Source organism: Amycolatopsis sp. Hca4 (assembly GCF_013364075.1).
Taxonomy (GTDB): Bacteria; Actinomycetota; Actinomycetes; order Mycobacteriales; family Pseudonocardiaceae; genus Amycolatopsis.
Genome location: NZ_CP054925.1, coordinates 7,708,216 through 7,730,939 on the forward strand (window position 1 = coordinate 7,708,216; position 22,724 = coordinate 7,730,939).

The window sequence follows — 22,724 nt, forward strand, 5'->3', positions numbered from 1 at the left end:
CTCCTCCGTACTACCAGGGGTTGCTTTCGCCGTCGTCCTCGTCCGGCGCGGGCCGGGGCGGACGGCGCGGCTGCGGGTGCTGCTGCTGGGGGCGTTGCGGCGGCGGTGGGGCCGGGGGCCGCCGGTGCGGCGGCGGCACGGGCGGCCGCGGCGCCCGGTCCGGTGCCTCCTGCTCCGGCATGAACACCTCGCTCTTGCCGGGCGGTTCGTCTTCCGGTTCGGGCGCGGGCAGGAACTCGTCCAGCAGTTCGCGTGCGGCCGAGCTCTCGCCGACCATGCCGCTGAACGCGTCGGCCACCTCGGCCGACACCTTCTGCTGCGCCCGGCCGACCAGCTGCATGACCAGGCCGGAAAGGGATTGCGGGGAACGCTCGTACGCGCGCGGGCCGAACCGCAGCTCCTGCAGCACGCCGCTCGGGCCGACGGTCACCGTGACCGCGCCGTCCGGCGAGCGCACGGTGGCGACGGCGGAGCGGAGTTTTTCCTGCGCTGCCGCGGCTTTCGCCTGGATCTCCGCGAGCTCGGCACCGAACGCGGCCAGTGGATCGCCGCCGGGCACTGACTGTGTCAATTTGTCCTCGTCGCCAAGAGAGGTCGTGAACGCGTCAAGTCAAGCAGCGCCGCTTTAACTGCGGATGACACGCACTGAGCCGACGGCTGAACGCCGCCAGGTGGGCTGCACTGGACACCGATAACTATACCGGTATAGTTATCGCCATGGTCGAGATCAAAACGGAGTCCGAGCTGGCGATGATGCGCGAAGCCGGACGCGTGGTGGCGAACACCCTGCACGCGGTCAAGGAAGCCGCCGCGATCGGCGTCTCCCTGCGCGAACTGGACGACGTCGCCGCGCACGTCATCAGCGAGGCCGGCGCCAAGCCGTCCTTCCTGCACTACCAGCCGCGGTCCGCGCCGACGCCCTACCCGAACGTCCTGTGCGCCAGCGTCAACGACGTCGTCGTGCACGGGATCCCGACGGCGTACCGCCTCCGCGACGGCGATCTGCTCAGCATCGACTGCGGCGCGATCCTCGACGGCTGGAACGGCGACGCGGCGATCAGCTTCGTCATCGGCGACGCCGACCCGGCCGACCTCGCGCTCATCGAGGCGACCGAGCGGGCACTGGCCGCGGGGATCGCGGCCGCCCAGCCGGGGGCGAAGCTGGGGGACATCTCGTACGCGATCGGTGCGGCCGGCCGCGCGTCGGGTTTCGGCATGCTCGACGACCACGGCGGTCACGGGATCGGCCGCGCGATGCACGAAGACCCGCACCTGCCGAACGAAGGCCGCGCGGGCCGCGGAATGCGGCTCAAGCCGGGCCTCGCACTGGCGATCGAGCCGATGCTCACCCGCGGCGGCGACGATTACCGCTACGCCGAGGACGGCTGGTCGATCCACACCGCCGACGGCAGCCGGGCGGCGCACGTCGAACACACCATCGCCATCACCGAAGACGGCCCGCGCGTGCTCACCGTGCGGTAGACAGGGGGGATGGACAACATCGTCATCCGGTCGGGTGATTCTGGGGACGCCGACCTCCTGCTCCGCTTCTTCGACGAGGCGGTCGAGTGGCTGGTCGCCCGGGGGAGTTCGCAGCAGTGGGGTACCGAGCCGTGGAGCCGGGTGCCGAAGCGCATCGAGCGGGTGAAGGGGATGGCCGCGGACCCTGGCCTGCGCATCGCGGTGGTCGACGGGGAGCCCGCCGGCGCACTGATCGTCTCGGAAGACCACGACCCGCACGTGCCGGCGGTCGACGAGCGCGAGCTGTACATCCGGCTGCTCATCACGTCCCGCCGGTTCACCGGGAAGCACGTCGGCGGCCGGCTGATCGAGTACGCGCTCGACGAGGCCCGCCGGCGCGGAATCGACCTCGTGCGCGTCGACTGCTGGGCCGGGGGTGACGGCGAACTGCAGCGCTACTACGAGGGCCGCGGGTTCCGGCCGACGGTGCGGTTCTCCGTCGACGAGTGGGTCGGGCAGGTGCTGGAGCAGCGCCTGCGTTAGCAGACCCGGAACTGCGCGGTCAGCCCGTGCAGGGCGAGCGGCCTGCCGTCGGGGCCCGGCTCGAAGCTGATCAGGGTGTAGACGCCCGGCCGCAGCGCCACCAGTGACATCACGTCGGAGCCGTTGTCCTGCCCGATGGTGGTGACCTGGCCCGGTGTCAGCTTGCCGTCGAAGAGGTCCGCGGCGGTGGCGCCGTCGGAAAGGCGGAACAGGATCGCCTCGTGGCGCTGCGCCCCGGACTGGCGGAAGCGCAGCACCACCTTGCCGCCGGGTGCGCGGACGACCGGGGTGTCGGGCCGGTAGTAGTAGTCGCCGACCTCGACGCCGAGGCTGACCGCGTCCGGCGGCACGGGCGGGGCGAGCGGTTCGAGCTTGTTGACCTTCAGGTGCCCGTCGGGGTCCGGCCACCAGTTCCAGCGTTCGTGGGCGAGCTTGTGGCCGTAGGCGAGGTAGGTGCCTTCGGTGCTGAAGCTGCCGTCCGGGTAGGCGATGATCTCGGTCGTGCGCATCCGGTCGATGTGCAGGCCGCCCAGCACCCTGGGCACGGCCGCGTAGCTGTCCTGGTGCATGAACGTCGTGATGAAGTGGACGGTGAACAACGTCGCCGCCGGGTTGGCGGCGAGGTCGTCCGGTCTGGCGGGGTCACCGGCGTTGACGCAGGCGACGAAGTTGCGGATGGCGGCGCGCACCCGCGCGGCGGTGGCCGGGGCCGCGGGGCGGCCCGGCCCGGACGGCGCCGCGGCGGACCCGGGGTCCGCCGTCCACGGGCCCGGTGCCGGAGCCGTGCACGTCGTCGTCGCGGCGGCCGCGACCGGCACCGCCACCGACGTCGAGAGGCTCAGTGCTGCGGCGGCGAAGAGGTGAGTCGGGCGCATGTTGTGCTCCTTTGCGGTGTTTGGGCGGATATCGCCAGGCTAGGAACCGCGAAGGGGCCGCCGCTTCGGGAATCCCACTGAATCCGACCCGTCCGGGTAGCGCGGTCACGGCTCAGGGGTCACACTGTTGACGCGGTGCCAACAGACGAAGGAGTCGCCATGGACCTCGCGGGCAAGGTCGTCGTCATCACCGGCGGCGGGCAGGGGATCGGTGCGGCGACCGCGGCGGCACTCGCCCGCCTCGGCGCGCAGGTGGTGATCGGCGACCTCGACCAGGTCCGGGCCGAAAAGACCGCCGGCGAGCTGGGGGCCGAGGCACTGCCGCTGGACGTCACCGACATCCGGGGGTTCACCGAGTTCCTCGACGAGGTCGAGCGCCGCCACGGCCGGATCGACGTGCTGGTCAACAACGCCGGCATCATGCCGCTCGGCGACCTCGACACCGAAAGCGACGCGACGACCCGGCGGCAGCTGGAGATCAACCTGCACGCCGTCATCCACGGCACGCGCGAGGCGGTGCGGCGGATGCGGCCGCGGCGGTCCGGGCACATCGTCAACGTGGCCTCGTTCGCGGGCAAGGCCGGCTTCCCGGGCGCGGCGACCTACTGCGCCACCAAGCACGCCGTCGTCGGGCTGTCCGAGGCGGTGCACCTGGAACTGCACGGCAGCGGTGTGCACGTCTCGTGCGTGATGCCCGGCGTCGTGCGGACGGAGCTCGCGAGCGGTCTCGCCGAGGCGAAGATGTTCAAGTCCGTGCGGCCGGAAGATGTGGCCGACGCCATCGTATCCGCGCTGCGCAAGCCTCGTTTGGACGTCTTCGTGCCCCGCTCGCTGGGCACTATGGGCAAGCTCACGCGGCTGCTGCCGCGGCGCGCGGGCGAAGCGTTGGCTCGAGCGTTGAAGGCGGACCGGCTTTTGGCTTCAGCGGCCCATTCCCCGGCTCGTGCGGCGTACGAAGCACGGGCCGCGGAGAGCGGTCCCGGGGTAGCTCGGACGGACTAGCGACCGTCCGAATTGGACGTGCCGGCGGGGGTGGCGCTGTTGTTTCCGCCCGCCCGGCCCGGCAAGATTGCCTCCGGATCGGCTTTGGGAGGCTCGAGGACGATGGTTTCACCACCCGCACGGCTGGCCGCCGCGGCGTCGAACGTGGTCGGCAAGGTGCTGCACGGCGGCGTCGCCGACCTGCGCCCGATGCCGCGGGTGCTGATCGACCAGGGGCCCAACCGCTCGCTGTACCGGATGACCCACCGCGGCGGCACGGTGTCCGGGCCCCCGATCCTGCTGGTGCCCCCGCTGGCGGCCCCGGCGATCTGCTTCGACCTCCGCCGCGGCTGCAGCCTCATCGAGCACCTGATCGACGGCGGCCGCAACACCTACCTGGTCGACTACGGCATGGTGGCGTTCTCGGACCGTCGTCTGGGCATCGAGCACTGGATCGACGAGGTGCTCCCGCGCGCGATCCGCCGCGTGAGTCTCGATGCGGGCGGACAGCCGGTGCACCTGGTGTCGTGGTCGCTGGGCGGGATCTTCTCGCTGCTGGTGAACGCCGACCAGCCGGACCTCCCGATCGCGTCGATCACCGCGATCGGCTCGCCGGTGGACTTCACGGCCATCCCGATCGTGGCCCCGTTCCGCCCCCTGGTGGACCTCACGAACGGCCACCTGCTGACCCCGATCTACCGGGCGTTCGGCGGCGCACCGTCCTATTTGGTCAGCCGCGTGTTCCGCGCGACGGGCATCAGCAAGGAAATCACCAAGCCCCTGGCCATTTTGTCCCATCTCGACGACCGCGACTACCTGGCCCAGATCGAGGCGGTCGACCACTTCATGAGCAACATGTACGCGTACCCGGGAAGGACGTTCGGCCAGCTGTACCACCGCCTGTTCCGCACGAACGACCTGGCGGAGGGCAAGGTGGACCTGAACGGCCGGATTATCTCCCTGTCATCGGTCCGGGTCCCGACATTGGTGGTGGCGGGCGAGAACGACACAATCGCCCCGCGGCCATCGGTGGAGCGAGTGGTGGAGCTGCTGGACAAGGCCCCAGAGGTCCGCTTCAAGACGGCGCCGGGTGGTCACTTGGGGGTTTTGACGGGCCGGAAGGCGCGCGGGACGACGTGGCGGTATCTGGACGAGTTCCTGGACGACCAGGTTTCGTGAAAGAGCTGGAGGCCACCCGGGCCGGGGCGGCCTCCAGCGGCCTTACTTGAGTTCGGCGGACGTCTTGCCGAGCACCCGGCGGGCGACGATCAGCTGCTGAATCTGCTGCGTCCCCTCGAAAATGTCCAGAATTTCTCAACGGGATTCGGCCGACCTGGGGATCAGGCCGGTCTGGGGCCCCTGACCTGCGCAGATACGTCTCGTTAGTTCTCGTCGTCTGTCGCCTCTCCCTGGCCTCTGACGGCCTGGAGACGGCCTGGCGGACCAGCCACACTTACCCCTGCATCCCGATACGAAGCCAGCACGCGGCCGGTGGTGCCGGGTCAAGACACGCTTCACCGTCTTGACGCGGTGCTACCGGCCGTTGTCACGATCCGGCGTCGGGATGGAGGTCTCTTACGACGGTGCGTAACGGAGATCGAGTCACGAACGACCCGAATGGCACAAGTGCTCGTACCTCGTCGAGGAGGCCGGGGATGGCTCAGGGGACCCGTGTGCCGCCGCGCGGCGCTGCGCCAGGTGACCCGCTGGCGGCCGCACCGCCCGGCCGGCGGGCGAAGCGGAGCGGCAGCCCGCCGTGTCGGAAGCGGATGCGGCCGCCAAGGCGAGGGGCTACGTAGGCGACAGGCGCGCCGCCACCGGCGGCGCGCCCTTGATTCCATAGAGCCAAGTTCGGCAATCATTTATCTATCGAGTGTCGCGATTATAGGAGGAAGCCGTGCCAAGTAGTTACCCTTATATTTCGTCTGCCGGTCCGATGATTAAGACCTTTGAGAGATTTCGGAAGCAATTTCCAAGGGAGGTTACTGCGGACACTCTGCGTCGGCTTGGTGTGGCGCCTAAGAATGAGAGTTATGTAATCAATATCCTTCGATTCCTTGGGCTAATTGACGAGAACGGGAACAAGGTCGAAGAAAAGGCTAAGGCGTTCTTGCAGCATGAAGACGAAAAATTCTCGGAGCAGATCGCGGAGGTCGTGGAAGCGGCCTATAAGCCCCTCTTCGACCTTTACGGCTCGGATGCATGGGAGACTGGTCGCGATCAACTGGTAACCTACTTCAGGACTACAGATGGCTCGTCAGACGTTGTTGGCAAGCGGCAGGCTATAACTTTCAGCGCGCTTGCGTCCTTGGCGGGACATGGAGAAGTGATTCAACCCAGGGAGCGGGCTCCGAAACCCGGAAACGGTGGTGCGGTACCGCGAAAGAAGGGCAATAAATCCAATCCGGAAAAGGGTGCCACTGTAAAGCAGGATCCGGCGGTGCCGCCTGCTGTGGATCCGGGATCGAGTAGTCGAGTGGGGCTCACGGTCAGGATTGAGGTAAACTTGCCAGCCAATGGTGATCAGGAAACTTACGATGCAATTTTTCAGAGCATTAGGAAGAATCTGATCGATGGCGAGTGATATATCGATTTTCGAGCGCGTAGTCAGGTCTGCGTATAGGCATACGGAAGCCTCTGAGTTGCCCGGTGGGGGTGAAGAGGGGCATCCGTTTGAAGTCCGAAACCTACATGTCGATCTCCCTGCGGATGTGCGCAGGCTATTTGACAACGGGCACTATTCTCAGGCGACGTTTGAGGCGCTTAAGTTTCTAGATGAGGAAGTGCAAAGGATCGCGAATACCTCAGACTACGGAAAGAGTCTCATGATGACTGCGTTCAATGAGAAGAATCCTTCAATTGCATTGAATGCCTTGTCGACGGTCACTGAGCAGAATGAGCAAGAGGGGTTCAAGTTCCTTTTTGCTGGGACCGTGGTGGGAATCCGGAACCCGCGAGGTCACAAGTCGGGCGTTGTGGATGATCCGGAGAGTTGCCTTGACTACTTGGGACTAGCGTCGTTACTGCTTCGTCGCCTGGATTCTGCTGGCGTGCGATGATGTTCTGTTTACTGCCATGGTTAGGTGAAGTAAGCCCTAGGTTCCTCGCTCAGTGCGTGATCTATGCGCAACTTGATTGACGGGTGGACCTCAATGTTGGCTAAGTCGTCAACGGTGATGTATTTAACCTCTTTACTCTCGGCGCTCGTGTGCAAGTTTCCGCCTTTGATGCTAGCGCGAAAGCAGATAGAAAACTCTTGCCTTATCTCCCCGTCGCTATATGCGATAACGTGGTTGGGGTTGGAGTAGACGCCGATAACGCCTGTTACCTCGCACTCGATTCCGGTCTCCTCGTGAACCTCTCGGACTGCAGCTTCGGCCAATGTCTCGCCGAGTTCCAGTTGGCCACCAGGGATCGAGTAAAGGTCGTTGTCGGTGCGCCTGATCATCAGGATCCGGCCTTCGTTGTCCTGAATGAATGCGGACACCGCTACCGCGATGCTGTTCGCCTTGGGTGCTTTCGGGTCGTTGTAGTAGTCGACTCGGGTCATGCTGCCTCCTAGAAGGTGGCTGGCTTGGCGAGGTTCCAGACTGATTCGAAGCTCTCCGAGTAGGTTTCGAAGAGGTCCCCGGCGGACAGTCTCCGCAGGTGGAGAGATGGAGCGTGGGCTCCCTGGAACCCGTATACGTGCGTGTTGATGATCATCTCGTCGTCGAATCGGAAGATCGAGTTGTAGAGCGTCGTGTTGTGGAACCGCATCTCCACCCCGTCGACTCCGAGTAGCGGCCGGTAGGACGCCAGTGCGTTGCGGATGCGTGCTGCGAGCGTCCCGTCGCCGAGCTGTTCTTCCTCCCCGCGCAGGGTGACGCTGTCCCCCTCGGGGTCTCCGAATATGAGCCGGATTTTCGCGCCGGCCTCTGCCTTGGCTGTCAGGTCTTTGATGAACCGCGGGCGTTCGACCAGGAATAGAGCCGCGTGCACCAGGATCTCGACGGTCTCCGATGCTTCCTTGATCAGCCGGTCCCACAGCTCGACGGGGACGGCGTTGCGGTGAGGGAAGACCTGCACAAGCTCGGCGGCGGCCGTCTCGGCCTTGCGCTCCGGGGCTACGGAGTCCGGCCACAGGTACGTCTCTGACTCGCGCGCCATGGCGGCGATCTTGTGCCGGTGCTTGGGGTAGGGCGTCCGGTTCTTGGTGATCCAGCGCTCGACGGTCTTCTGATCGACCCCGACGGCCTTGGCTACCTGCTCCAACGTCAGGCCGTTGCGCAGTAGCGCGTCACGCAGGCGTTCGTTCGGCATCGCCACCCCTTGGGACGTGTAGGGACGTCTTCGACGGTACCAGGGACGTCCCGAGATGTCCCGCCACGTGGTGATCACGTCCCGCGTTTTGGCGGAGTCTGGGTGTCAGGTGGCCGGGGAAGGCCCGGTGCCAAAACACCGAGGAGGTAGGCGTGACCATTGAAACCGCCGTCCGGCCGGCTGGCTTGGACAAGCGGGCGGTCCCTCGCCGACGTGCGGCGTAGGCGCGGCGTGGCATGCGCGACACGGTTCAGATCCACGTCACGGCTGATCTGCCGATTCGTGTCCGGGCGCTGACGTACGCAAACTGCGCGGAAGTCCGGTTCGGCAAGGCGTTCCCGGTGGTCCTGCTCGTGGACTCCGACGCCATCGCCGTACTGCGGAGGGAACTGGACGAGGTGAGCGCGGCACTGGACGCCGCAGCGGCACGAGGCGGAGAACCGCCCGAAGAAACCAACTAACAGACGACACAAGGGATTCAGCATGGCTATCGACAAGGGACATCGCTTCGGCACCGACTTCGACGACGCGTTTCCGCAGGGCTTGGTGATGGTGGGCGAGGTGTCGCCGGACAACGAGTACCAGTCGCGGGAGGACCGGGCCGCGAATCGCCCGGTGCGGCAGCGGGTCGATGAGGTGACGGGTAAGCGGCAGTGGAAGGTGATGGTCACCGACCCGGCCGAGACGCGGGCGAAGCGGGCGTCGTTCGAGATCACCCTTCTCGCCGACGTCCAGCCCGTGCCGACCACCTCGGAGGCGTTGCCGGGGATGCGGCCGATCGAACTGGACGGCCTCACGGCGGAACCGCGCGTGGCGGGGCAGGGTGAGTTCAAGTACCAGTCCTACGTGTTCCGCGCGACCGGCTTCAAGCAGGCCGCGAGCAAGCCGTCCCGGTTCGGCGGGACCAGTGAGACGGCGAAGGCGGCGTGACAGGCATGGGCTTCCGCGAGCGGGTCGAGGCGTGGGAGCAGGCGTATCGGGACTACATGGCCGCATGGGAACACGGCCGCGCGGTCCTGTCACCGACGAGTGCCACGAACACGGCGAATGCTGCTCGGCGGGTGTCGCGGGCGTGGCACGAGCTGGCGCAGGCGCGGGGGTTGCCGTGGTGGTGTGTGGCGGCGCTGGAGTCGGCGGCCGAGGGGTTCGCCGACCTGGCCCGGGAATGGGAACGACATGACGGCAACGTGGGACGGGCTGGGGCTCCGGTGGACGGTCGGGGCGGGTACCGAGGTGACGGTGGAGGAGACCGGGACGGGCATGTCGCATCCGCCGGTCCTGGTGCTGGCCGGTGGGCTGTGCGTGGTGACGCTGGTGCCACCGGAGGACCAGACCGCGTGGACGGGGTGCGCGGTGTTCCTTCGCCGGCTCCGCGACCACGCCGAGGACCTGGCGGCGCTGCTGGAAGCCCGCGCAGGGAGGCGTGACCGTGCGCAGGACTGAGCCGAAGACGCTGCGCGACGCGCACGAGGTCGTGATGGACCGCCGACCACCCAACGACGCGAACCCCTCGGTTTGGCTGGCGTTCCGCCTCGGCAACGCACGGCTCTACAAGGCCGTCGCGGACGTCGACCGGGGTCATCACCACGAGGCGCTGTACTGGGCCGGATACGAGGAACGGCAGGCGGGTGAGATCTCGGCGAACCTTCAGGCAGAAGGGACGCCTGCTGATTAGTCGCATGTAGACGACCGAAAAGTCAACAGTATCAGCGAAAAACGCACGCGATGACGTGCGGCGATGAAGCACGTCCTGTTGCGGGTGCGTGTGATCCGTTAAGGCGCAGAAGCGGTGCCTGGCTACCAACCTTGCCGCTCCTGCGCTGTCCACAACCAGCGGAAGTGAACAATGACAACGCTAAACGACGACGACCGGCGAGCGTCAACGGGGGTCACCCGAACGCGCTGCGCCTCCTGCAAACGATTCGCCAAGCTGCTGCCCGGCGAAACCAAGTGCGCTCCCTGCTTGGGAATGCTGCCGCTGGACCTGCGGGTGAAGCGGGGTGGTCGGTGATGTCTCCCGGCTTCGCGGTAGTCGCTCTGGCTGGGCTGGGGCTCGGTGTGTGGGTGTTGCACAAGATCGGCCGCGCCTTGGCCTCGATCCTGGAAGCTCTGGCTGCGGCGGCCGTGGTGTTCGTGGCCCTGTGGTGGCTGTGCAAGGCGGTCGTGTGGATGCTCGCGCAGGTGGTGACGCGCTGGCGGACCAGCCTCCCCGTGGTTGCGGTCTACGCCTGGTGTGAGCTGGCCGGATGGCTCTCCCTGGCGATCATCCTGGGCTGCGTCGCGGTCATCTTGGCGGCGTGGTGGGCAATCGATGCCGTCTCATTCGATCAGTGGTGCTGGCGGTTCCTGCGCTCCTGGTAGGCCCGGTGGGCGGTGTACGGGCGGAAGCTGCCGGAGTGGCTGCACGCCTGCGGTCTGCCGGTGCGTGATGAGGCGCTGCCGGTGGTGGTGAACGTGAACCTCGTCGGCCGTCGACGCGCGCTGTCCCGCTCGACGTCTAACCGGCCGAACGCGCGGATGCCGAAGGTGCTCGGCGTTCGCTCCGGCGCGTCGTGGGATGAGGTGCGGGTGGAGCTGGTGGCCGGGCAGAAGCCGGAGGACTTCGACGAGGCTGCCCGGGCGCTGGCTGTTGCGCGGAAGGTCGCTCGTTGCCAGGTCCGCGAGCTGGCCCCGAACGTCGTTTCGATCGACTTCCAGCGCCGTGACCTGCTCAGCGGCGGGGTGGCCGGCCCCCAGGTTCCGGACGGCGTCGACTCGACCGGTGTGGATCTGCGGAATGTCCGGGCCGGGCGGACCGAGTACGGCCGTGACTGGCGCGTCCCTCTGCTGGGTTCCGGTGCGCACTGTCTGACCGCCGGTGCCTCCGGGGCGGGCAAGAACTCGGTCATGTGGTGCCCGCTGGTCGCTGCTGCTCCAGCGATCCGGGCGGGAGTGGTGCGGATGTCCGGGATCGACCCCAAGGGCATGGAGCTGGCCTACGGGCGCGGGATCTTCTCTCGCTACGCGGTCGGCGGGAAGGACGCGGTCGAGCTGCTTGACGGCTTGGTGGAGGAGATGGAGTCCGTAAGCGTGCGTTCGCTGGTCGGCTGCGGACGATTCCGGTGTCGACGGAGTATCCGTTGGAGCTGCTGGAGTTCGACGAGATCGGCGCGCTGACCAAGTACACCGACCGCAAGACACGTGAGGCCATTGTGGAGCGTGTCGCGTTGCTGACGACGCAAGGGCGGGCGTTGGGGATCTCGGTCCGTGGCTACGTCCAGGAGCCCACCAAGGACACCGTCCCGGTACGGGAGCTGTTCACCCGGCGTGTGTGCCTGCGCGTGACCTCCAAGACGCACGTCGGGATGGTCCTCGGTGACGGCGCGTACGAGCGCGGAGCGTGGGCGAACCGCATCGGCGACGCGGAGGCCGGTGTCGGTTACGTCTGGGGTGAAGGCATCCGCGAGCCGTTGCGCGTCCGGGCCGGGTGGGTCTCCGACTCCACGGTGAAGGCGCTGGAGGCGTACGTGACCAACGGGGGTGTCGCGGATCTGCGGCACGGCGGTGAGGGGGTGGCCGCGTGAACCGGCTGATGATCTTCCTCGACGCCATCCGCGACCACCTCGACTCCCACCAGCTGCCGCCGGTCGCCACGGTCGACGTCAACGCCTGGTCGAGCCCCATCAAAGTCCAGCTCGATGCCGATAGCCTGCCGGAGGTGGCTCGGGCGTTGCTGGTCTGGGCGCACACGCTCGACGACGTCTCGGCCCAGTTGTGGCGGCTGCGGGACGGGCGGTGGGTCCACCTGTCGATCACCGGCCGGACACCCTGCGGCATCCCGGTCCGCGTCTTCGGCGTGGTTCCGTTCGAGCCGAGCACGTTCCCCGACCTGCCAGCCGGGGCGAAGCAGGACATGCCGGTCTATCTGCTGCGTGGTTGGTTGTCGCCTGGGGAGGTGGCTGCCTGATGAGTGAGACACGCGCGGAGCGGATGCGGGCCCCGCGGGCTGCTGACGTGATCCGGGCGACGGCGGAGAAGCACGGCGTCTGCGTCCGCCCGTTCACGATGGAGGTCGGGGACACCACCACCGGCGAACTCCGCTACGTCCCGGTGCCCTGCGGCTCCACAGTGGAATCGGTCTGCCTGCCCTGCGCGCGGAAGGCGAAGGCGCTGCGGCAGGCCCAGTGCCGCGAGGGCTGGCACATGACCGAAGAACCCAGCCTCACAGCCGAGCCGCCATCGGAAGACCACAAGGAGCTATTGACCTACCGCGCAGACCTGGTTGCGGCCTATCGGGAGGTTGTCGAGCACGACCAGACGGAAGCCGAGGAACTGCGGGAGGAGGTCGCCGGGGTTGACGCGGAACTTCGGCAACTTGGGATGCGGGGCCGGCTGCCCGCTCTCGACGTGCCGACTAAGCGGGCGGTGAAGCGGTCGACCAAGCGGCGGCAGGACGCGCCGAACCTGCCTCGGCGGAAAGTCGCGAAGACCACGGTCGGGCGGGAGTACGCGGGGAAGTTCCGGCCGTCGATGTTCGTCACGCTGACCTGCGACACCTACGGTCCGGTCCGTGGCGACGGCTCGCCGGTCGACCCAAGTCGATATGACTACCGGCGGGCCGCCCGGGATGCGGTGCACTTCTCCGCGCTGGTGGACCGGTGGTGGCAGAACCTGCGGCGGGTCGTCGGCTGGGACGCGCAGTACTTCGCCACCGTCGAGCCGCAGCGTCGGGCCGCCCCGCACCTGCACACGGCGATCCGCGGTGCGGTTCCGCACGACGTGATCCGCCAGGTCACCGAAGCCACCTACCACCAGGTCTGGTGGCCGGCTCATGACGAGATCGTCTACGTCGACCGGCGCCCGGTCTGGGACGGCCCGGACACAGGCTTCGTCGACCCGGAGACGCGCGAGCCGCTGACTCGCTGGGACGACGCGGTAGAGGCCGTCGAGCGTCCCGCACACGTCGTCACGTTCGGGCGACAGGTGCACTCGAAGGGCATCCTCGGTGGCACCGAAGAGGCCGGCCGCCACATCGGCTACTTGACCAAGTACCTCACCAAGTCAACCGGCGAAGTGGTCGAGGCAGACAGCGCGGCCCAGGCCGATCACCACGACCGGCTTCACGCCGAGTTGGCAATCACGCCGTGTTCGCCGCGCTGCGCGGTCTGGCTGCTCTACGGCGTCCAACCCAAGGGCGTCACGGGCAAGACCACTCCGGGGCACTGCAAGGGCCGGGCTCACCGCCGGACCACGCTCGGGCTGCCTGGCCGTCGCGTCCTGGTCTCCCGGAAGTGGTCGGGCAAGACGCTCGTGGACCACAAGGCCGACCGGCGAGCCTTCGTGCTCCAGGCGCTCGCGGCAGTCGGGATCGAGAAGCCAGAGACCGACCGGTCACAGCAGGTCTGGCGCAAGGTCGAGCCCGGAGACCCGCAAGTCCCGCCCCGGCCACACCTGGTGATGCGCGCGATCGCGGAACGGATCACGTGGAAAGCCGAGTACGACCGGGCGCTACTGGCAGCGGAAAGACCTCCAGAAACTTCGGCAACTGGACTCGCGGCCTGATCGAAGGGGGAGCAGTGAACAACATCAGCAACATCGATCGGCTCTGGACAGTCGAGGACGTCTCCGACTACCTCGGGGTCCCGGTGAAAACGCTCTACCAGTGGAAGTGGCGCGGCGAGGGTCCGCCGGTCAAGAAGATCGGCCGGCACCTGCGCTATGACCCGGCCAAGCTGCGCGCCTGGGTCGACGCGGAGGCGGCCTGATGGGACACATCCAAGACCGTTGGTTTCGCCCCGCGCGGGATGCGGTGACCGGGAAGGTCATCCTCAACGCGCGGGGCAAGCCCGTCATGGAACGGTCCGAGCTGTACGGCATCGGGCTGCGGTACAAAGTCCGCTACCTCGATCCGGACAACAACGAACGCTCGAAGTCATTCGCGGACAAGCAGAAGAAGCGCGCTGAGGACTTCCTCATCGGCGTCGAGTCGGACAAACGCGAAGACAAGTACATCGATCCGCGCGCCTCGATGACGACGTTTCGCCAGCAGGCGGAGAGCTGGGTGAAGAGCCAGTCTCCAGACCCGGGCACGCGGTCGACCATCCTCAGTCGGCTCGAAAGTCAGATCTATCCGGTCTTCGAGAGCAAGAAGGTCGGGCAGATCAAGCCGTCGACCATTCGTGACTGGGTCGGCTCGATGGAAGAGCGGAAGCTTTCGGACAACTATCAAGCGGTCTTGTTCAACACCGTGTCCGGTGTGATGGATTCGGCCGTGGACGACCGCCGGATTCGTGAGAACCCCTGTCACGCGAAGACCGTGCGGCGACCGGTCGCGAGTAGCCCGCCGATCGTCGTATGGCCGGAGGAACGCGTCCAGGCCGTGCGGTCGGGATTGGCGGAACGGTTCAAAATCGCCGTCCCGCTCGGTGCCGGCTTCGGTCTGCGGCAGGGGGAGATTCTGGGCTTCTCGCCGGACGACGTCGACCGGACGGCTATGACCGTACGGATTCGTCGACAGATCAAGACGGTTCGGGGCGTGATGATGTTCGCGCTCCCCAAGCGGGGCAAGGAGCGAACCATCCCGCTGTCGGCGGCGATGCTGGCGGAGATCGACGACCATGAGGATCGGTTCCCGTCCGTGGCCGTGACCCTGCCCTGGCAGAGCGCTGATGGTGATCCGGTGACGGCGCGGCTGCTGATGACTGGGGAAGGTGGCCGGCTGTACTCCGGAGATCTGTTCACGAAGGTCGTCTGGCACGGAGCGTTCCGGGCGGCCGGGATCAAGTACCGAGGTCGCGCGGACGGGATGCATGCGCTCCGTCACTTCTACGCGTCCACGCTCCTGGCCCGTGCGGTCTCGATCGCGGAGCTGGCCGACTACCTTGGCCACGCGGACCCGGGCTTCACGCTCCGGACGTACACGCACCTGGTCCCGTCGAGCCACCAGCGGGCGCGGGAAGCCGTCGACGCGGTGTTCGGACGGCCTGCCCTCGATGACGGCCTGGAGGCGGCCTGATCATGAAACCCCGTCCCCGCCGACGCAAAAGCCGCCCGGTCGCAGCGCCCCAAGAAGGGCAAGCGACCGGGCGGATTTCCGTTACGTCACAACTACTTCAGCTCGGCCGACGTCTTCCCGAGGACCCTGCGGGCGACGATCAACTGCTGGATCTGCTGAGTCCCCTCGAAGATGTCCAGGATCTTCGCATCCCGAGCCCACTTCTCCAGCAACGATTCCTCGCTGTAGGCCCCCGTCAGCTCCACGCACTTCAGCGCGATCTCCACCACCGACCGCCCCGCCTTGGCCTTTGCCATCGACGCCTGCAGTGAGTTCGGCTTGCGGTTGTCCGCCATCCACGCCGATTCCAGCGTCAGCAGGTACGCCGACTCGTAGTCCGCCTCCAGGCGGAGGAACTCGGCCGCGGCCGCGTGCTGGGAGTTGGCCGGGCGGTCGTAGTCGATCGTGATACCGGCGGACGTGAGGATCGCGCGCGTCTCCTCCAGGGCCGCGCGGGCGACGCCGATCGCCATTGCCGCCACCAGGGGGCGGGTGTTGTCGAACGTCTGCATGACGCCCGCGAAACCCTTTTTGGTGTCGATCTCCGGCGAACCCAGCAGGTTCTCGCGCGGGACGCGGCAGTTCTCGAAGCGCAGCACCGCCGTGTCCGAGGCGCGGATGCCGAGCTTGTGCTCGGTGCGCACCACCTCGAAGCCCGGCGTGCCCTTCTCCACCACGAACGACTTGATCGCCGCGCGGCCCTTGGACTTGTCCAGCGTCGCCCACACGACCACCGCGTCCGCGCGCTCGCCCGACGTCACGAAGATCTTCTCGCCGTTCAGCACGTAGTGGTCGCCGTCGAGGCGGGCCGTCGTGCTGACCGCCGCCGAGTCCGAACCGAACGACGGCTCGGTGATCGCCATCGCCGCCCACATGCCGGAGAAGCGCTCGAGCTGCTCGTCCGTCGCGACCGAGCTGATCGCCGCGTTGCCGAGGCCCTGACGCGGCATCGACAGCAGCAGGCCGACGTCACCCCAGCACATCTCGATCGTGCCGAGGACGACGTTGAGGTTGGCGCCGTTGCGGTTGCCCTTCTCCTCCTTCTCGGAGGCCGAGCGACGCACCCCCGCCGCGCCCGCGCCGCCCTCGCCCGAAGAATTCAAGCCGTCCAGCAGCGCCGCGAACATGTCCAGTTCGCTCGGGTACGTGTGCTCCGCGCGGTCGTACTTGCGCGAGATCGGCCGGAACACCTCGGCCGCGGCCTGGTACGCCTGGTTGATCAGCGCGCCGGCCTTCTTGGGGACTTCCAGGTTGATCATGACTTGCCTTTCCCAAAGCCTAGAGAAGGACGGCGCCTTCCATGACGCCGATGGCCCGCAGGTCCCGGTACCAGCGCTCGACCGGGTGCTCCTTGACGAAGCCGTGCCCGCCGAGCAGCTGCACGCCCGCGTTGCCGATCTGCATGCCCTTGTCCACGGCGAGTTTCCGCGCCAGCGCGACCTCGCGGGCGTACGGCTTGCCCTGCTCGGCCCGCGCCGCGGCGCGCAGCGTGACCAGCCGCAGGCCCTCCAGCTCGATCGCGATGTCGGCGACGGAGAACGCCACCGCCTGCCGGTGGCTGATCGGCTCGCCGAACGCCACCCGCTCGTTGACGTAGGGGACGACGTAGTCGAGGACGGCCTTCGCGGTGCCGGCGGCCAGCGCCGCCCAGCCGAGCCGCGACAGCCGGACGACGTCGGCGAAGACGTCGGCCTTGCCGCCGCCGAGCAGCGCGCCCGCGGGCAGGTTGACGTGCTCCAGGTGCAGCTTGCCGGTGGCGGCGCCGCGCAGGCCCATCGCCGGCTCGGTTTCGATGGACACCCCGGCGCTCGACGACTCGACGAGGAACAGCGCCGGGCCGCGGCCTTCGAGGTCGGCCGAGACGATGAACAGCTCCGCCTGCGTCGCCCGCGGGACCAGCGATTTGACGCCGTCGAGCTGGTAGCCCTTCGGGGTGCGGCGCGCCTTCGTGGCGGGCTTGAAGGGGTCGTAGAGCGCTTTCTGCTCCTGCAGCGCCAGCGCCGCGGCCGGGACGTGCTCGCCGGTGAACGCGGGCAGGTAGTCGGCCTGCTGCTGCTCGTCGCCCCAGCTGACCAGCGCGGTGCTGACGGCGGACGGCGCGAGCACGGCCACGGCCAGGCCGAGGTCGCCGTGCGCAAGCGCTTCCGCGACGAGCGCGTTGGTCACCACCGAGCGTTCCGTGCCGACGCCGCCGAGCTCCTCGGGGATGCCGACCAGGCTGATGCCCAGCTCGGCGGCCCGGCTCAGCAGGCCCTCGGGCGCCTCGAGCTTGGCGTCGGCGTCCGCGGCGGCCGGCCGCAGCTGCTCGGCGGCGAACTCGGTCACCGTTTCGACGATGAGCTGCTGGTCTTCGCTCGGCGTCAGGTCGAACAGCCCGGTGTCGGCGGCCGGCGTGAGCCGGGCGGGCTTGCCCAGCTTCTGCACCGACTTGAACGACCGGGTCGCCGCGCCGGCAACGCGGAAGCCGTTGCGCGTCCCCGCGGTGACCAGGCCTTCGAGCGGCTTCCGCAGCCCGGCCCGATCGACGACCTTGCTCCCGGCCAGCCGGGTCAGCGCGGACAGGCCCCAGCCCATCGCGTCCCGTTTCCTTGGCGCAGCCATGTGGCCCTCCATCCCGTTACCTACTCGCCAGTAGGTTAACCCGGGAGCCGGGATCGCGCCAGTGCGGGGTCGGTCACGAGTGCGCGGTGTGCACATTCCTGCGCCACTCGGCGAACCGGATGCGCTCGAAGGTGATGAGCCCGAGCACCACGGCGGCCGCGACCACCAGCAGCACGGCGGCGGGCACGTGCTCCAGCAGCGGCGTCGCGGCGACGAGCAGAAGCCCGACGACGAGCCGCTGGACGTTCCAGCTGCCGAGGTTGCGCTTGCGCAGCGCGCTGAGCGCGATCAGGTAGAGGGCGAGGCCGCCGGTCAGCGTCCAGATCGGCACGCCGTGCAGCGCTTCGCCGGGCGTGTGGTGCTCGGTGTCGGCGATGTAGAGGAAGGCCTTCTTCAGCCCGAGGGCGACCAGCACGATCCCGGCGATCAGCGGCAGGTGCAGGAAGGTGTAGGAGTCGGTGGCGAGCTTGGTGCGTTCGGTGCCGGCGGCCTGGGTGAGCCGGTGCTCGGAGACCCGCGCGACGACGTCGAAGTAGGTCCACCACATCCCGGCGGCCAGCCCCAGCCCGCACACGGCCGCGCCCGCGACCAGCCACGACATGGGCAGCGCCCCGATCCCGATCCCGATGGCGACGATCGACTCACCGAGCGCGATGATCACGATGAGCCCGAACCGCTCGGCGAAGTGCGCGGGCGAGTTCAGCCGCCACCCGTCGGGCCCGGTGAGGTAGACGTTGAGGTAGTCGACCAGCAGCGCGACGACCCACAGCCCCAGCTGCCACGGCCCGCTGAGGAAGGCGGCCACCCCGAGCAGCACGACACTCGGCAGCAGCCCGACGAACATCTTGAGCAGCACCCGCCGCAGTCCCGGATCGTCCTTCGCCGCGCCCAGGTAGGCGACGAGGTGAAGAAGCCGAACAAGCGCGTAACAGACGACGAAGAGAGCGGGCGCGTACAGGCCGCCAGGGTGGTCGACGAAGGCTTCCGGGATGGTCAGCGACACCAGGAACATCACGGCCATCGCGCCGAACATGGCCAGCCGCGCGATCCCGTGGTCGACGTGGATGGTGTTCCCGAGCCACGCATAGCTGCACCAGCACCACCACAGCACGGCGAGCATGGCCACCCCCTGCCCCACGCCGGTGAGGCTCAGGTGGTCGGCCATCAGCTGGGTGACCTGGGTGATGGCGTAGACGAAGACCAGGTCGAAGAAGAGCTCGATGGTGGAGACGCGGTGGTCCTCATCCGCGCTCACCAGGTGCAGGCGTGTCGTGGGCACGCCGAATTATGGACGAAAACATGTCAACAGGCGCCGGATTTGTCGTAACGCCCTGCGCGAACATGGCCCAGCGTGCATGGGTCTGGGACAATGGTCCCGGGACGTGGGGAGGTGGGCCGTGCATTCCTATCCGGCCGCGCACCACAGGACGATCATGGCCGTCGACATCGCCGGCTACAACGACCCCCGGCGGACGACGGCGCACCGGCTGGTCATCCACGACGGGTTCTGGAGGATCATGCGCACGGCGTTCGCGGACGCCGGCATCCCGTGGGACGCGCTCTTCAGGGAGAACACCGGCGACGGCATGATGATCCACCTGCCGACGGAGGTGGCGAAGGCGGACCTGGTGGCCGAGCTGCCCGAACGGATGCTGGCCGAGCTGCGCCGCTACAACGAGGTCCACGCCGCCGAGGCGAACGTGCGGCTGCGGATGGCGCTGCACGCGGGCGAGGTCTACCAGGGGAGCAACGGAACGATCAGCGACGCGAACAGCCACGCGTTCCGCCTGCTGGACGCGGCCGAGATCAAGGCGGCGCTGAGGGAGTCGGAAGCGGTGCTGGCCCTGGTCGTGTCGAACACGTTCTACCAGGACGTGGTCCGCGCCGACCCGGCGGCGGACGCGCGCGCGTACCGCCGCATCCCGATCGAGAACAAGGAAACGAAGACGGAAGCCTGGCTCCGGCTGTTGGGCGCGGTGAGGAACGGCCTCCCGGTGCCGGCCGTCCGGCCGGCGGCGACCACGGATTTCGCGGCGCTCATCGACGCGCTGCTGGCCGTCGACTGCGTGCGGAACGCGGAAGGCCGCGGGCTCCTGCTGCGGATGTTCTCCCGGCGCGAGATCGCCGATGCGGTCCGGCATCAAGCAGAAGACCGGCTGCATGTGATCGAACTGGCGCGCACGTGTGAGCGCTACGACGGCGGCCTGGCCGAGCTGCTCGCCGCGGTGCGTCTCCTGGAGCCGGGGTCACCACAGGTCGAACAGCTCAGCGCCGTGATCGCCGGCCGCTCCGGCCTGGGAGCTCGTTGACAGTTGTCCGCCTTTTGCCCCTTCTCCTGATGTGCCGGATAGGTAGACTCGCGATCTTCGGGGGCACTTTCGCGGGGGCGGGAGGTGGTACGCCGGTGTCGACTAGGCAAGGGCGCCGCCAAGTCGGTCTCGCGATTCGCCAGGCTCTCGTCGATGTCCTCGTGGTCGCCGGTTTCGCCGACGACAAGTCGATCCGCACGTTGCTGGTCGCGGAGCTACGCAGAGAATTCGACAGTCCGTTCACGGTCCCCGACCAACTGGATCCGCGAGCGCAGCTGATCGAGATCGTCAACGAGTGCAGCGATCTCGAAGGGGGTCTTCGCAAGCTGGCCGATGTGCTCCAATTACTCCGTCCAGGGACCAAAGAATGTAAACAGTTCCGCGATTTGGTCGATTCCGTGCCGCTGTTGGACGTGGTACCAGAGGACGAGCAGGAACGCTTCCGACAGCAACTGGAGGGGTTCTCCCCGCCGGGGCTCAAGGCGGCGGTTCGCCGGGCCGCCCGGTTCGTCGTGCCGACGCCGCAGTACGCCGACGCAGCGGCAGCCTTCTTCGGTCTTGCCGACTTCAATGCCGCGCCCGGGGAACTGCCGCCGGTCGTGGCGTTCGCAGAGCTGATCGCGGCCGAATGCGACGAGCGATTGGCCGCAGATCTGCGGAAGTGGTCTCACGGACAGGCGCACCGCCTTCGGCTCGACGGCGCTCTTCGTGAGCTTCAGGTCAGCGTCACGCCGTCTGCGTCGTCGCGGCTGCACTTGACCATCATGATCAGTCTCGACCCCGTCGATCAGGATCGTTACGAAATTTCCCACTGGCGGCAAGATGATCCCGCCGAATGGCCGCCACCTCGTGGGGAGACCGTGTCGACGACATCGACCGGGTTGGAAGAGGCAGTGGCCGAGGTGATCTCCGCAGCGGAAGAGGCCTGGTCGACGCGCGACACCGAGGCTCTGCTCGAATTCGTGCTTCCGCGCGTGTTGTTGGGCCTTCCGGTGCATGCGTGGAGCACGCAGGGTGACATCGGTGAGCCTCGCCCGCTGTACATGACTTACCCGACGGTTATTCGTTCACTGGAACGGATGCGTGCTCCGCGTTCCCACCGGGTTTGGCGCCGACGGTGGTCCTCCTGGGCTCAGGAGCCGTCGTTCGATCGAGTGTATTTCTGCGGCCGCGAGGACACCGAAGATCGACACCGCATCGACGCGATTCTCAGCGACGAGCGGTGGCTCATGACGGTGCTGACGCAGGTGCCGTCGGCAAGCCCGATTCCGGGGCGCGATGAGCTATTCGCTGCTCTGCGCGCTGGGTTGCCCGTCATCGTTTGGCACCCTACGGTCTCTTCGGAAGTCGTGCGTGAGGTGGTAGCCTGGTTGGCCAGCAGTGACGATTTGGGGAATTTGCCTGCGCTGACCCGGAAGCACCGTCTCGACGCACTGGGAAATCGGTCGTCGTCCCCGGATGGCGGGGTTATAGGGGACTTGGTGGTGCTATGGGACGACCCGAACCGCACGCTCCCCCTCGGCGAGGGCGGAAGCCGCCCGGTCGGCAGAGGGGGTGCCGATGAACAGGACCGAACTCGCTGACCGTACACCGGACTGGTGGATATACCGGGGCACCGGACAGCCCCTGCAGGACATGCACCTTTCCGACCGGCTCCCGCCCCCGCCGCCTTGGCGCGACTTCCGGCGGGACGGCGAGCCGCTCGCGGCCGACGTACCGCAGGACGACGCCGAGATCGACCGGCGCCTGGGTGTCGCGCTGAGCTTCACCACGGGCCAAGCCGACCGCACCGAAGTGGACATGGTCAACGCTGCGTTGTACCTGCGCCGCCCCCTCCTGGTGACGGGGAAACCCGGCAGCGGCAAATCCAGTCTGGCCTACCGGATCTCCCGCGAACTGCGGCTGGGCCGCGTTCTCCGATGGTCAGTGACCTCGCAGACGACTCTGAAATCCGGGCTCTACGACTATGACGCGATCGGCCGGGTGCAGGCATCGGCAGCGCGCCACGCCGGCCCGGGCGAACCCGGCGGGGAGGAACCGCCCATCGGCGACTTCGTCCGGTTGCGTGAGCTGGGTACCGCCTTCCTGCCGTGCCGGCTCCCGCGGGTACTGCTTGTGGACGAACTCGACAAAGCGGAATCCGACCTGCCCCACGACCTCCTCTCGATCTTCGAGGACGGTGAGTTCCTCATCCCGGAGCTGGCGCGTGATGCCCGCCGCTCGCCGGTGGCGGAGGTCTTCACGGCCGATCCCGGCTACACCGCCCAGGTGGAAAACGGCGTCGTCCGGTGTTCGGCCTTCCCCGTCGTGGTCATCACGAGCAATGGGGAAAGGGACTTCCCGCCCGCGTTCCTCCGCCGGTGCCTGCGTCTGGAGATGAAGGACCCCGACCCGGCGCAGCTCGCCGCGATCGTCGCCGCGCACGCGCTTGACCCGCGGCAGCGGGGAGTGCTGATCGAGGACTTCGTCGCGCGGCGTGCGGCGCTCGGTGGGTTGCCCGCGGACAAGTTGCTCGACGCGATTTTCCTGGCGACGTCCGGTGCCTATCACCCCGACGACCCGGGGTGGCCGGCGCTGGTCGAGTCGCTGTGGCAGCACTTGAACCAGCAGGGGCACTGA

The 22,724-nt window shown here is 67.7% G+C and carries 24 protein-coding genes and 1 pseudogene; 18 read left to right on the forward strand and 7 right to left on the reverse strand.

The features are described 5' to 3' along the window. Positions 1–10: 10 nt before the first annotated feature. Positions 11–571 (reverse strand): YbaB/EbfC family nucleoid-associated protein, encoded by a 561-nt coding sequence (locus tag HUT10_RS34925; protein WP_254897152.1) that lies wholly within the window; start codon positions 569–571, stop codon positions 11–13. Between the two features lie 146 nt (positions 572–717). Here HUT10_RS34925 and map point away from each other — a divergent pair, with 146 nt between their 5' ends. Continuing rightward, complete coding sequence (map, locus tag HUT10_RS34930) at positions 718–1,482, forward strand: type I methionyl aminopeptidase (protein WP_176175082.1); 765 nt, start codon at positions 718–720, stop codon at positions 1,480–1,482. Between the two features lie 9 nt (positions 1,483–1,491). Further along, the gene (locus tag HUT10_RS34935; protein WP_176175083.1) at positions 1,492–2,004 is read left to right on the forward strand and encodes a GNAT family N-acetyltransferase; all 513 of its coding nucleotides are present in this window, start codon (positions 1,492–1,494) and stop codon (positions 2,002–2,004) included. On the opposite strand, the gene HUT10_RS34940 is transcribed toward HUT10_RS34935, so the two are convergent. Then, positions 2,001–2,879, reverse strand: coding sequence for a hypothetical protein (locus tag HUT10_RS34940; protein ID WP_176175084.1), 879 nt, complete (start codon positions 2,877–2,879; stop codon positions 2,001–2,003). The genes HUT10_RS34935 and HUT10_RS34940 overlap by 4 nt on opposite strands. A gap of 159 nt (positions 2,880–3,038) precedes the next feature. Here HUT10_RS34940 and HUT10_RS34945 point away from each other — a divergent pair, with 159 nt between their 5' ends. From HUT10_RS34945 to HUT10_RS52305, 4 genes are all read left to right on the forward strand, one after another. Next, a complete protein-coding gene (locus tag HUT10_RS34945) occupies positions 3,039–3,881 on the forward strand; it encodes an SDR family oxidoreductase (protein WP_176175085.1) in 843 nt (280 codons plus the stop codon). Between the two features lie 102 nt (positions 3,882–3,983). Next, positions 3,984–5,039, forward strand: coding sequence for an alpha/beta hydrolase (locus tag HUT10_RS34950; RefSeq protein ID WP_176175086.1), 1,056 nt, complete (start codon positions 3,984–3,986; stop codon positions 5,037–5,039). Between the two features lie 718 nt (positions 5,040–5,757). Continuing rightward, complete coding sequence (locus HUT10_RS34955; protein ID WP_217709665.1) at positions 5,758–6,444, forward strand: DUF5343 domain-containing protein; 687 nt, start codon at positions 5,758–5,760, stop codon at positions 6,442–6,444. Next, on the forward strand, positions 6,434–6,919 hold the full coding sequence (locus tag HUT10_RS52305) for a TIGR02391 family protein (RefSeq protein WP_176175087.1): 486 nt from the start codon (positions 6,434–6,436) through the stop codon (positions 6,917–6,919). The genes HUT10_RS34955 and HUT10_RS52305 overlap by 11 nt, the downstream gene beginning before the upstream one ends. 20 nt (positions 6,920–6,939) lie before the next feature. Here HUT10_RS52305 and HUT10_RS34965 read toward each other — a convergent pair whose 3' ends face one another. After that, positions 6,940–7,410: an NUDIX hydrolase gene (locus HUT10_RS34965; protein WP_176175088.1), complete on the reverse strand. Its 471-nt coding sequence runs from the start codon at positions 7,408–7,410 to the stop codon at positions 6,940–6,942. Positions 7,411–7,418: 8 nt separating this feature from the next. After that, complete coding sequence (locus tag HUT10_RS34970; protein ID WP_176175089.1) at positions 7,419–8,162, reverse strand: DUF5919 domain-containing protein; 744 nt, start codon at positions 8,160–8,162, stop codon at positions 7,419–7,421. Between the two features lie 236 nt (positions 8,163–8,398). Between HUT10_RS34970 and HUT10_RS34975 the strand changes: the two genes are divergently transcribed. From HUT10_RS34975 to HUT10_RS35015, 9 genes and pseudogenes are all read left to right on the forward strand, one after another. After that, positions 8,399–8,623 (forward strand): hypothetical protein, encoded by a 225-nt coding sequence (locus HUT10_RS34975; RefSeq protein WP_176175090.1) that lies wholly within the window; start codon positions 8,399–8,401, stop codon positions 8,621–8,623. A gap of 22 nt (positions 8,624–8,645) precedes the next feature. After that, complete coding sequence (locus HUT10_RS34980) at positions 8,646–9,092, forward strand: hypothetical protein (RefSeq protein ID WP_176175091.1); 447 nt, start codon at positions 8,646–8,648, stop codon at positions 9,090–9,092. A 246-nt stretch (positions 9,093–9,338) separates the two neighbouring features. Next, positions 9,339–9,605 carry a hypothetical protein gene (locus HUT10_RS34985; protein ID WP_176175092.1) on the forward strand — a complete coding sequence of 89 codons (267 nt, stop codon included), beginning with the start codon at positions 9,339–9,341 and terminating at the stop codon, positions 9,603–9,605. Further along, positions 9,586–9,837, forward strand: coding sequence for an AMED_5909 family protein (locus HUT10_RS34990; RefSeq protein ID WP_176175093.1), 252 nt, complete (start codon positions 9,586–9,588; stop codon positions 9,835–9,837). Before HUT10_RS34985 ends, HUT10_RS34990 begins: the two co-directional genes overlap by 20 nt. 335 nt (positions 9,838–10,172) lie before the next feature. Further along, positions 10,173–11,725, forward strand: a pseudogene (locus HUT10_RS34995) (FtsK/SpoIIIE domain-containing protein). Further along, positions 11,722–12,108 (forward strand): hypothetical protein, encoded by a 387-nt coding sequence (locus tag HUT10_RS35000; protein ID WP_176175094.1) that lies wholly within the window; start codon positions 11,722–11,724, stop codon positions 12,106–12,108. Before HUT10_RS34995 ends, HUT10_RS35000 begins: the two are co-directional and overlap by 4 nt. Further along, positions 12,108–13,703 carry a replication initiator gene (locus HUT10_RS35005; RefSeq protein ID WP_176175095.1) on the forward strand — a complete coding sequence of 532 codons (1,596 nt, stop codon included), beginning with the start codon at positions 12,108–12,110 and terminating at the stop codon, positions 13,701–13,703. The genes HUT10_RS35000 and HUT10_RS35005 overlap by 1 nt, the downstream gene beginning before the upstream one ends. A 14-nt stretch (positions 13,704–13,717) precedes the next feature. After that, positions 13,718–13,906: an AlpA family transcriptional regulator gene (locus HUT10_RS35010; RefSeq protein WP_176175096.1), complete on the forward strand. Its 189-nt coding sequence runs from the start codon at positions 13,718–13,720 to the stop codon at positions 13,904–13,906. Then, positions 13,906–15,156: a site-specific integrase gene (locus tag HUT10_RS35015; RefSeq protein ID WP_176175097.1), complete on the forward strand. Its 1,251-nt coding sequence runs from the start codon at positions 13,906–13,908 to the stop codon at positions 15,154–15,156. Before HUT10_RS35010 ends, HUT10_RS35015 begins: the two co-directional genes overlap by 1 nt. Positions 15,157–15,248: 92 nt before the next feature. Here HUT10_RS35015 and HUT10_RS35020 read toward each other — a convergent pair whose 3' ends face one another. The 3 genes from HUT10_RS35020 to HUT10_RS35030 form a co-directional block, all read right to left on the reverse strand. Then, positions 15,249–16,454 (reverse strand): acyl-CoA dehydrogenase family protein, encoded by a 1,206-nt coding sequence (locus HUT10_RS35020; protein WP_176175098.1) that lies wholly within the window; start codon positions 16,452–16,454, stop codon positions 15,249–15,251. 19 nt (positions 16,455–16,473) lie between these two features. Continuing rightward, on the reverse strand, positions 16,474–17,769 hold the full coding sequence (locus HUT10_RS35025; protein ID WP_176178175.1) for an acyl-CoA dehydrogenase family protein: 1,296 nt from the start codon (positions 17,767–17,769) through the stop codon (positions 16,474–16,476). A gap of 100 nt (positions 17,770–17,869) precedes the next feature. After that, positions 17,870–19,075 carry a low temperature requirement protein A gene (locus tag HUT10_RS35030; protein ID WP_176175099.1) on the reverse strand — a complete coding sequence of 402 codons (1,206 nt, stop codon included), beginning with the start codon at positions 19,073–19,075 and terminating at the stop codon, positions 17,870–17,872. A 118-nt stretch (positions 19,076–19,193) separates the two neighbouring features. Between HUT10_RS35030 and HUT10_RS35035 the strand changes: the two genes are divergently transcribed. The 3 genes from HUT10_RS35035 (at position 19,194) to HUT10_RS35045 (ending at position 22,724) form a co-directional block, all read left to right on the forward strand. Beyond that, positions 19,194–20,105 carry a hypothetical protein gene (locus HUT10_RS35035; RefSeq protein WP_176175100.1) on the forward strand — a complete coding sequence of 304 codons (912 nt, stop codon included), beginning with the start codon at positions 19,194–19,196 and terminating at the stop codon, positions 20,103–20,105. Between the two features lie 95 nt (positions 20,106–20,200). Continuing rightward, on the forward strand, positions 20,201–21,688 hold the full coding sequence (locus HUT10_RS35040; protein ID WP_176175101.1) for a hypothetical protein: 1,488 nt from the start codon (positions 20,201–20,203) through the stop codon (positions 21,686–21,688). Next, positions 21,666–22,724: a MoxR family ATPase gene (locus tag HUT10_RS35045; protein ID WP_176175102.1), complete on the forward strand. Its 1,059-nt coding sequence runs from the start codon at positions 21,666–21,668 to the stop codon at positions 22,722–22,724. The genes HUT10_RS35040 and HUT10_RS35045 overlap by 23 nt, the downstream gene beginning before the upstream one ends.

Coding starts and splice junctions, on each gene's coding strand:
- HUT10_RS35020 (WP_176175098.1), bottom strand. CDS start 16,454: ATGATCAACCTGGAAGTCCCCAAGAAGGCCGGCGCGCTGATCAACCAG.
- HUT10_RS34970 (WP_176175089.1), bottom strand. CDS start 8,162: ATGCCGAACGAACGCCTGCGTGACGCGCTACTGCGCAACGGCCTGACG.
- HUT10_RS34985 (WP_176175092.1), top strand. CDS start 9,339: ATGACGGCAACGTGGGACGGGCTGGGGCTCCGGTGGACGGTCGGGGCG.
- HUT10_RS35005 (WP_176175095.1), top strand. CDS start 12,108: ATGAGTGAGACACGCGCGGAGCGGATGCGGGCCCCGCGGGCTGCTGAC.
- HUT10_RS34940 (WP_176175084.1), bottom strand. CDS start 2,879: ATGCGCCCGACTCACCTCTTCGCCGCCGCAGCACTGAGCCTCTCGACG.
- HUT10_RS34965 (WP_176175088.1), bottom strand. CDS start 7,410: ATGACCCGAGTCGACTACTACAACGACCCGAAAGCACCCAAGGCGAAC.
- HUT10_RS34945 (WP_176175085.1), top strand. CDS start 3,039: ATGGACCTCGCGGGCAAGGTCGTCGTCATCACCGGCGGCGGGCAGGGG.
- HUT10_RS35045 (WP_176175102.1), top strand. CDS start 21,666: ATGAACAGGACCGAACTCGCTGACCGTACACCGGACTGGTGGATATAC.
- HUT10_RS34935 (WP_176175083.1), top strand. CDS start 1,492: ATGGACAACATCGTCATCCGGTCGGGTGATTCTGGGGACGCCGACCTC.
- HUT10_RS34950 (WP_176175086.1), top strand. CDS start 3,984: ATGGTTTCACCACCCGCACGGCTGGCCGCCGCGGCGTCGAACGTGGTC.
- HUT10_RS34975 (WP_176175090.1), top strand. CDS start 8,399: ATGCGCGACACGGTTCAGATCCACGTCACGGCTGATCTGCCGATTCGT.
- map (WP_176175082.1), top strand. CDS start 718: ATGGTCGAGATCAAAACGGAGTCCGAGCTGGCGATGATGCGCGAAGCC.
- HUT10_RS35025 (WP_176178175.1), bottom strand. CDS start 17,769: ATGGGCTGGGGCCTGTCCGCGCTGACCCGGCTGGCCGGGAGCAAGGTC.
- HUT10_RS52305 (WP_176175087.1), top strand. CDS start 6,434: ATGGCGAGTGATATATCGATTTTCGAGCGCGTAGTCAGGTCTGCGTAT.
- HUT10_RS34980 (WP_176175091.1), top strand. CDS start 8,646: ATGGCTATCGACAAGGGACATCGCTTCGGCACCGACTTCGACGACGCG.
- HUT10_RS35015 (WP_176175097.1), top strand. CDS start 13,906: ATGGGACACATCCAAGACCGTTGGTTTCGCCCCGCGCGGGATGCGGTG.